A 7,118-nucleotide genomic window follows, 5' to 3' on the forward strand; every position below is an offset into this window, starting at 1 on the left:
TTCAGCAGCCGCGACAGATGTTGTTGATGCTGCGATAGACGGCGTCGTCCTCCTGCCGCAGCTGGCGCAACGTTTCGAATGTCTTGCCCTCGTCGGTCGGCGCGGCCGGCTTGCGCTTCGTCGCCAGCTCTTCCTCCTGCCGCTTGTAGCAGGCCTCGCGATCGGGCTTGGCCTGGATGAAGCGGCAGTTTTGCTCCAGGGCCGCGGCGGGAGCCGAGAGGGCGAGGGCAATAAGAGCGGCGAAGCAGTATCTGACGGTGATCGAATTCATGGCCGCCGTTGTCTCAGGTTCACCGATGGCGAGCAACCGCGATCTTGCGGGCATGAGGACCGCCGGCTAAGTCGTGATCCAGTTCGATACAGACTCCGGGAGCGGACGCGCTATGCGGGCCACGACGATCGATGAACCAGCGCGCAAAGTGCCGCTCTACGGCGAATATGAAGTCGTCGTGCTCGGCGGCGGTCCTGCCGGCATTACCGCGGCGGCCTCGGCGGCGCGTGCGGGCCGGAACACATTGCTGATCGAGCGTTACGGCTTCCTCGGCGGCATGGGTACGGCCGCGGGCGTCACCAATTTCTGCGGCCTGCACGGCAACGTCCATGGCGAGCACCGGCGGCTGGTGCAGGGGCTGGCCTCGGAGCTGCTGGCGCGGATCGATCGCTTGAACGGCCTCAACGCGCCGCATCTGATCCTGGGCAAGGTTTTTGCTCAGGCCTATGACACCGCCGCCTACAAGATCGCGGCCGACGAGCTGCTCGCCAGCCACAGGGTGAATATCCTGTTCCACGCGCTTGGCGCCGGCGTCGTCATGGCTGATGAGCGCCGCATTGATGCGCTGATGGTCGAGACCAAGGCCGGCCGGCAGGCGGTGCGATCGGAGATCTTCATCGATTGTTCCGGCGATGGCGATCTCGCCGTCTGGGCCGGTGCACCGTTCGACATCGGCGACGCGCACGGCCATCCCCTCTATCCGTCGATGATGCTGCGCCTCAACGGTATCGACCCGGAGAAGGCGGGCGAGGCCTGGCGCACCATTCCGCAATTGATGGAAAAGGCCGTCGCGGCCGGCACCCACACATTCCCGCGCAGAAGCGCGATCGTGCGGCCGCAAAAGTCCGGCATCGAATGGCGGGTGAATTTCACCCAAGTGGCGCGCGAGGACGGCCATGCCATCAACGGCGTCGAGCCCGACGATCTCACGCGCGGCGAGATCGAAGGCCGCAAGCAGGCGCTTGCCGCGTACGAGTTCCTGCGCAGCACTGTGCCGGGCTTCGAAAACTCCTACATCGTCGATCTGCCGCCGCAGCTCGGCATCCGCGAGACCCGCCGCGTCAGGGGCGGCTACCAGCTCAGCGGCGAGGATGTGCTCGGCTGCGCCTCGTTCGCGGATTCCATCGGCGTCAACGGCTGGCCGATCGAGGCCCATGTGCCCGGCGACGTCGTCTTCACCTTCCCGCCGATCCCGGAATCGCGCGGCTACAACGAGCTGCCTTACCGGATGCTGGTGCCTGAAGGCGTCGACAATCTCCTGGTCGCCGGCCGCTGTGCTTCGATGACCCATGAGGGCCAGTCGGCGGCGCGGGTCTCCGGTGCCTGTTTCGTGATGGGCGAGGCCGCCGGTTCCGCTGCCGCGTTGGCGCTCTCCGGAAACCGGATCCCGCGTGACATCCCCATTGAAAAATTGCAGGAAACGTTGAAACAACAGGGCGCCTTCATCGGGCGAGACCAGGCGCTGCCCGAAGGCCTGTAGCAGACTGCAAGACAACCACGAGAGGAAACGGGATGATCGGAATTGCACGGCTCGCAGCTGCCGGCCTGTTGGCGATCATGGCGATGGGCACGGCGCGGGCCGAGGATGCGCTGAAGGCCAAGATCGGCGTGCTCCGCCTGTCGTCCTCCGCGCCTGTCTTCATCGCGCAGGACAAGGGCTATTTCCGCGACGCCGGCCTGGAGGTCGAGCTGAAGTTCTTCGACGCGGCGCAGCCGATCGCGGTGGCCACCACCTCGGGCGACGTCGATTTCGGCGTCACCGCCTTCACCGCCGGTCTCTACAATCTCGCCGGCAAGGGCGTGCTGAAGGTGATCGGCGGCATGAGCCGCGAGAAGCCCGGCTATCCCCTGATCGGCTATTTCGCCAGCAACAACGCCTATGCGAGCGGTCTGAAGACGCCGAAGGACCTTGCGGGCAAGCGCGTGGCGATGACGCAGGTCGGATCGAGCTTTCACTATTCGCTCGGCCTGCTGGCCGACAAATACGGCTTCAAGCTGGCGGACGTGAAGATCGTGCCGCTGCAATCGCTGTCGAATGCAGCGGCTGCGCTAAAGGGCGAGACTGTCGATGCCGCGCTGCTCCCCATCTCCACCGCGCGAAAACTGATGGACGAAGGCGGCGCGAAATTCCTGGGCTGGGTCGGCGACGAGACGCCCTGGCAGTTAGGGGCGGTATTCGCCTCGCCGAAGACGCTGACCAACAAGGCGCTGGTGACGAAATTCCTCGGCGTGCTCGCGAAAGCCGACCGCGAATATCACGACGTCATCCTCGCCGCGATGAAGGACGGCGTCGCCCCGATCAACGAGCAGACAAAACCGCTGCTGGAGATCATCGCGAAGTACACCAACCTGCCGGTCGAGCAGGTGGTCGGCAACTGCGCCTATATCGATCCCGACGGTAAGCTCGACGTGAAGAACGTCGACAACCAGATCAAATGGCTGCAGGAGCAGGGTTTTGCGGACAAGGGTTTTGATACGAATGCGATCATCGCCAAGGATTTTGTGAAGGCGGATTGATGCTGACTCTCGCAGCGAGCTATCTGCCACCCTCCCCTGGAGGGGTCCCTCCAGGGGAGGGTGGAGAGAGCGGGTTTGCCACATGGACCTGATCGCCAACCACATCACCCACCGCTTCGGCGATCTTGCCGTGCTCGACGACGTCTCCTTCACCGTCGGTGCCGGCGAGGTGGTCGCGATCGTCGGCCCCTCCGGCTGCGGCAAGAGCACGTTGCTGTCGATCCTGGGCGGGCTGTTGCAGCCGACCTCGGGCGCGCCCGAGCTGCGCGGCGCGCCGCCGGCAGACAGTCTCAATCCGCTCACCTTCGTGTTCCAGGATTTCGCGCTGCTGCCCTGGGCGACGGTGGAGGAGAACGTCGAATTCCCGCTGCTGCACACCCAGCTCTCGGCAGCGCAGCGCCGCGTGCTGGTCGAGGATGCCCTGCGCCGCACCGGCCTCACCGACTTTCGCCAGACCTATCCCAAGCAGCTCTCGGGCGGCATGCGCCAGCGCGTCGGCATCTCGCGCGCGCTTGCGGTGAAGCCCGCGATCCTCTTGATGGACGAGCCGCTGTCTGCGCTGGATTCACAGACTCGAGAGCTCTTGATGGAGGATTTCGTCCGCCTGCTCGCCGATGGCGGCATGGGCGCGGTCTACGTCACGCACAATCTCGAAGAGGCCGCCCGGCTCGCCGACCGCATCGTGGTGCTGTCGCGGCGGCCCGGCCGCATCCGCGAGGTCGTGACCGTGCCGATGACGCGTGCAGCGCGCGGCGAGGCGGCCGCGCGCGAAAAATTGCTGGCGCTGCAGAACCAGATCTGGTCGCTGATCCGCAACGAAGCCATCGATGCCGAGCGCGAGGTCCAGCATGCTTGATCGCGCGGCAACGGACATGGCGGCCAAGAACGAAGCGACGCGGCCCGTCCGCTTCCGCGGCGCCGGCTTCGTGCCTGCCTCGAGCCGGTACGGCGGCTGGATCGCGCTCGCTTTGGTGATCGCGATCTGGCAGGCGGCGGGCAGCGCCGGCCTTGTCAATGCGCTGTTTCTGCCGACCCCCTCTGCAATTGTCCGCGCGATCTATCAGCTCGCCGTTTCCGGCGCGCTCTGGCAGCATCTCTCGGCCTCGCTGCTGCGCATCGGCGTCGGCTGGCTGCTGGGGACCGCGGCCGGCGTCGCCGTCGGCTTCGCCATCGGCCTGTCGCGGCTCGCGCGCAGCGTCGGCATTACCTTCATCTCGGCGCTGTTTCCGATCCCGAAGATCGCGCTGCTGCCGCTCCTGATCCTCTGGCTTGGGATCGGCGAGGAGCCGAAGATCGCGACCATTGCGCTCGGCGTATTCTTCTCGACCGCGATCTCGGTCTATAGCGGCGTCGATGCGGTGCCGCGCAACCTCATCCGCATGGCGCAGAGCTTCAACGTGCCCTTCGCCACCATCGTGCGCAAGGTGATCTGGCCGGGCGCGCTGCCCGCGATCCTCGCCGGCTTCCGCATCACCGCATCCGTCGCGCTGCTGCTCGTCGTCAGTGCCGAGATGATCGGCGCGCAATACGGCATCGGCGCCTTCGTGCTGCAGGCCGGCAATCTGATGCAGACGGATCAGCTGCTCGCGGGCGTGGTGATCCTGTCGGTGTTCGGCCTCGCGGTGGGTAAGGTAATCGGCTGGCTGGAGACGCGGCTGTTACATTGGAGGTAGCTGCAAACGCCGCCACCGTAGGGTGGGCAAAGCGACTTGTCCGCCGTAGCTCGAAGAGCGAAGGCGGAAGCGTGCCCACCACTTCTTCATCGGTCGCGGAGGCATGGTGGGCACGGCGCAAGGGCGCCTTTGCCCACCCTACGAGACTGTCCGGGACGACACCGGGTATGGGGCCAATGCCTCGTCCTCACGCATTCCCGCGATCCTCGCGGAACAAATCCAGCTTCTGCTGCACCGGCCGATCCGAGAAGCTGAACAGCACGGCGTCCTCGTCCGCCTCGTGCGTCACCCAGTGCCAGCTCGGCACCACGAACAAATCGCGCGGCCCCCATTCGAACACCGCATCGCCGATGCGGCTGCGGCCGCGGCCTTCGATCGGGCAGAACACGGTGGCGTCGGTCGAACGATAGCGCGCAGTGTTGAAACCCTTGGGCAGCAGCTGGATGAACGTGCCGATGGTCGGCATCGCGAAATCGCCGGTCTCGGGGTTGCTGAACTTCAGCTTCAGCCCGTGGCAGGCGTCCCACTCCTGGCTCGTCCTGGCCTTCTCCAGCGCCTCACGGGTATAGGCATAGGGATAGCTGAAGATCGGCGAGGTCTTCGAGCTCCGCTTGACGTCGACCGGCAAGAGGTTGTGGCCATAGCGCGCAAAGCTGTCGCCTGCGGGTTTTGTAATTTTCTGCTGGTCCTCTTTCGCGCCTTCCGCGAAGGAGCAGTCGAAGAACTGCACCAAGGGGATGTCGAGGCCGTCGAGCCAGAACATCGGCTGATCGGTCTCATTGGAATGATCGTGCCATGTCATCGACGGCGTGATGATGAAGTCCCCTCGCTCCATCGCAGTGCGCTCGCCGTCGACGGCGGTATGGGCGCCCTTGCCTTCGAGCACGAAGCGCAGCGCTGACTGGCTGTGGCGGTGCGCGGGCGCGACGTCGCCGGGTACCACCATCTGCACGCCGGCATAGAGCGAGGTCGTGATCTTGGACTGCCCGCGCAGGCCGGGGTTCTCCAGCACCAGCACGCGCCGCTCGGCTTCCTTGGCCGTGATCAGCTTGCCGGCCTCCGTCATGTAATCGCGGATGACGTCGAACTTCCAGAGGTGAGGACGGCAGGCGCTCCTCGGCTCTGGCGTGATCAGGTCGCCCATCACCGTCCACAGCGCGGTAAGATTTTCGCCGTCGATCTTCTTGTAGAACGCCTCGCGTTCCGGCGTCTTGGTCACGGCTTCCATGGCGCGGCTCCCGTCGTCGTTCTCGTTGAGATTGACAGCATACTGACAATCTTTGTAGCGTCAATGGCAGCTCTGACTGCTAAGCAACGAGAAAACCGGGAGGGTTCCGATGAAGCTGCATGGCTATTTCCGCTCAAGCGCCGCCTACCGCGTGCGGATCGCGCTGAACCTCAAGGGTCTCGGCGCCGAGCATCTGCCGCATCATCTGCGCAAGGGCGAGCAATGCGCCCCTAGCTATCTCGCCATCAATCCGCAGGGCTTGGTGCCGGCGCTGGAGAACGATGCAGGCACAGTGCTGACCCAATCGGTCGCGATCATCGAATGGCTCGACGAAACGCACCCCAATCCGCCGCTGCTGCCGAAGGATCCGCTGCGGCGCGCCAAGGTGAGGGCGTTCGCGCTGGCGATCGCTTGCGACACCCATCCGGTGCAGAACCTGAAAGTGCTGGCGCGATTGCGCGAGCTCGGCCTGCCCGAGGAGAAGGTCCAGGACTGGGCCGCCTGGGTCAACCGCGAGGGCCTGTCGGCTTGCGAGACGCTGATCAAGGACGAGCCGGGCCCGTTCTGCTTCGGCGCTGCGCCGACGCTCGCCGACCTCTGCCTGGTGCCGCAGCTCGCCAATGCGCGCCGCTTCGGCGTCGATGTTTCCGCCTATCCGCGCCTGCTCACGGCGGAGGCCGCGGCCAAGGCGCTGCCGGCCTTCGCCGATGCCGCGCCGGAGAAGCAGCCCGATGCCGAGTAAGCCTTCCGCTCCGATCACGATCGACGCGGTCTATGCCGCGCCGGGCTATCTGTTCCGGCGCATGCAGCAGATCGCGGTCTCGATCTTCATGGAGGAGTGCAAGGCGTTCGACCTCACCCCGGTGCAATATGCCGCGCTGATCGCGATCCACACCCACCCCGGCATCGACGCGACCCGGCTGTCGGCGGTGATTGCCTTCGACCGCTCGACGCTCGGCAGCGTGATCGAGCGGTTGCAGGCCAAGGACTATATCGAGCGCAAGCCGGCGCCCGAGGACAAGCGCATCAAGCTGCTCTATCTGACCAAGTCAGGGGCGGCAATCCTGCGCGAGATCATCCCCGCCGTCGAACGCGCCCAGGCGCGGATGCTGGAGCCGCTCAAGCCCGCCGATCGCAAGGCGCTGATGGGTCTGCTGGCGCAACTGGTCGATCTCAACAACGAGGCCTCGCGCGTGCCGCTGCGGGCCGAGGATGCGCTGGAGCATCTGGGGAAGGGTGGGTGAGGGGGCGCCACAGTGTCCGACCGCGAGATCTCGTAGGGTAGGCAAAGGCGCTCTTGCGCCGTGCCCACCATCTCTCCTCCAATGACCAGATGTGGTGGGCACGCTTCGCTTTGCCCACCCTCATATGGGGATTTGCGAGTCAAGGCCTTTCGGTTGGCTTGAGTGAGTTTGGCGCGGTGCGAGGG

At 65.4% G+C, this 7,118-nt stretch carries 8 protein-coding genes; 6 read left to right on the forward strand and 2 right to left on the reverse strand.

The window, feature by feature from the left end; genetic code table 11:
- Position 1: 1 nt before the first annotated feature.
- The gene (locus JQ566_RS26640; protein ID WP_249139821.1) at positions 2-307 is read right to left on the reverse strand and encodes a hypothetical protein; all 306 of its coding nucleotides are present in this window, start codon (positions 305-307) and stop codon (positions 2-4) included.
- A 76-nt stretch (positions 308-383) separates the two neighbouring features.
- Between JQ566_RS26640 and JQ566_RS26645 the strand changes: the two genes are divergently transcribed.
- The 4 genes from JQ566_RS26645 (at position 384) to JQ566_RS26660 (ending at position 4,461) form a co-directional block, all read left to right on the forward strand.
- Positions 384-1,751 carry an FAD-dependent oxidoreductase gene (locus tag JQ566_RS26645; protein ID WP_212377919.1) on the forward strand — a complete coding sequence of 456 codons (1,368 nt, stop codon included), beginning with the start codon at positions 384-386 and terminating at the stop codon, positions 1,749-1,751.
- Positions 1,752-1,783: 32 nt separating this feature from the next.
- The gene (locus tag JQ566_RS26650) at positions 1,784-2,788 is read left to right on the forward strand and encodes an ABC transporter substrate-binding protein (RefSeq protein ID WP_212377921.1); all 1,005 of its coding nucleotides are present in this window, start codon (positions 1,784-1,786) and stop codon (positions 2,786-2,788) included.
- 82 nt (positions 2,789-2,870) lie between these two features.
- Positions 2,871-3,644, forward strand: a complete 774-nt coding sequence (locus JQ566_RS26655; RefSeq protein ID WP_212377923.1) for an ABC transporter ATP-binding protein — start codon at positions 2,871-2,873, stop codon at positions 3,642-3,644.
- Positions 3,637-4,461 carry an ABC transporter permease gene (locus tag JQ566_RS26660; RefSeq protein ID WP_212377925.1) on the forward strand — a complete coding sequence of 275 codons (825 nt, stop codon included), beginning with the start codon at positions 3,637-3,639 and terminating at the stop codon, positions 4,459-4,461. Before JQ566_RS26655 ends, JQ566_RS26660 begins: the two co-directional genes overlap by 8 nt.
- Before the next feature lie 187 nt (positions 4,462-4,648).
- Here the strand turns inward: JQ566_RS26660 and gtdA are convergent, their stop codons facing one another.
- Complete coding sequence (gtdA, locus tag JQ566_RS26665) at positions 4,649-5,689, reverse strand: gentisate 1,2-dioxygenase (protein ID WP_212377927.1); 1,041 nt, start codon at positions 5,687-5,689, stop codon at positions 4,649-4,651.
- A gap of 109 nt (positions 5,690-5,798) precedes the next feature.
- Between gtdA and maiA the strand changes: the two genes are divergently transcribed.
- Positions 5,799-6,431, forward strand: coding sequence for a maleylacetoacetate isomerase (gene maiA / locus JQ566_RS26670; protein WP_212377929.1), 633 nt, complete (start codon positions 5,799-5,801; stop codon positions 6,429-6,431).
- Positions 6,421-6,933 carry a MarR family winged helix-turn-helix transcriptional regulator gene (locus tag JQ566_RS26675; RefSeq protein ID WP_212377931.1) on the forward strand — a complete coding sequence of 171 codons (513 nt, stop codon included), beginning with the start codon at positions 6,421-6,423 and terminating at the stop codon, positions 6,931-6,933. Before maiA ends, JQ566_RS26675 begins: the two co-directional genes overlap by 11 nt.
- Positions 6,934-7,118 lie beyond the last annotated feature (185 nt).

Source organism: Bradyrhizobium sp. SZCCT0231 (assembly GCF_018130245.1).
GTDB classification, from domain to species: Bacteria; Pseudomonadota; Alphaproteobacteria; order Rhizobiales; family Xanthobacteraceae; genus Bradyrhizobium; species Bradyrhizobium japonicum_F.

Excerpts from the sequence above, each read along its gene's own strand:
- JQ566_RS26660 (WP_212377925.1), top strand. The coding sequence starts at position 3,637 with ATGCTTGATCGCGCGGCAACGGACATGGCGGCCAAGAACGAAGCGACG.
- maiA (WP_212377929.1), top strand. The coding sequence starts at position 5,799 with ATGAAGCTGCATGGCTATTTCCGCTCAAGCGCCGCCTACCGCGTGCGG.
- JQ566_RS26645 (WP_212377919.1), top strand. The coding sequence starts at position 384 with ATGCGGGCCACGACGATCGATGAACCAGCGCGCAAAGTGCCGCTCTAC.
- JQ566_RS26655 (WP_212377923.1), top strand. The coding sequence starts at position 2,871 with ATGGACCTGATCGCCAACCACATCACCCACCGCTTCGGCGATCTTGCC.
- gtdA (WP_212377927.1), bottom strand. The coding sequence starts at position 5,689 with ATGGAAGCCGTGACCAAGACGCCGGAACGCGAGGCGTTCTACAAGAAG.
- JQ566_RS26675 (WP_212377931.1), top strand. The coding sequence starts at position 6,421 with ATGCCGAGTAAGCCTTCCGCTCCGATCACGATCGACGCGGTCTATGCC.
- JQ566_RS26650 (WP_212377921.1), top strand. The coding sequence starts at position 1,784 with ATGATCGGAATTGCACGGCTCGCAGCTGCCGGCCTGTTGGCGATCATG.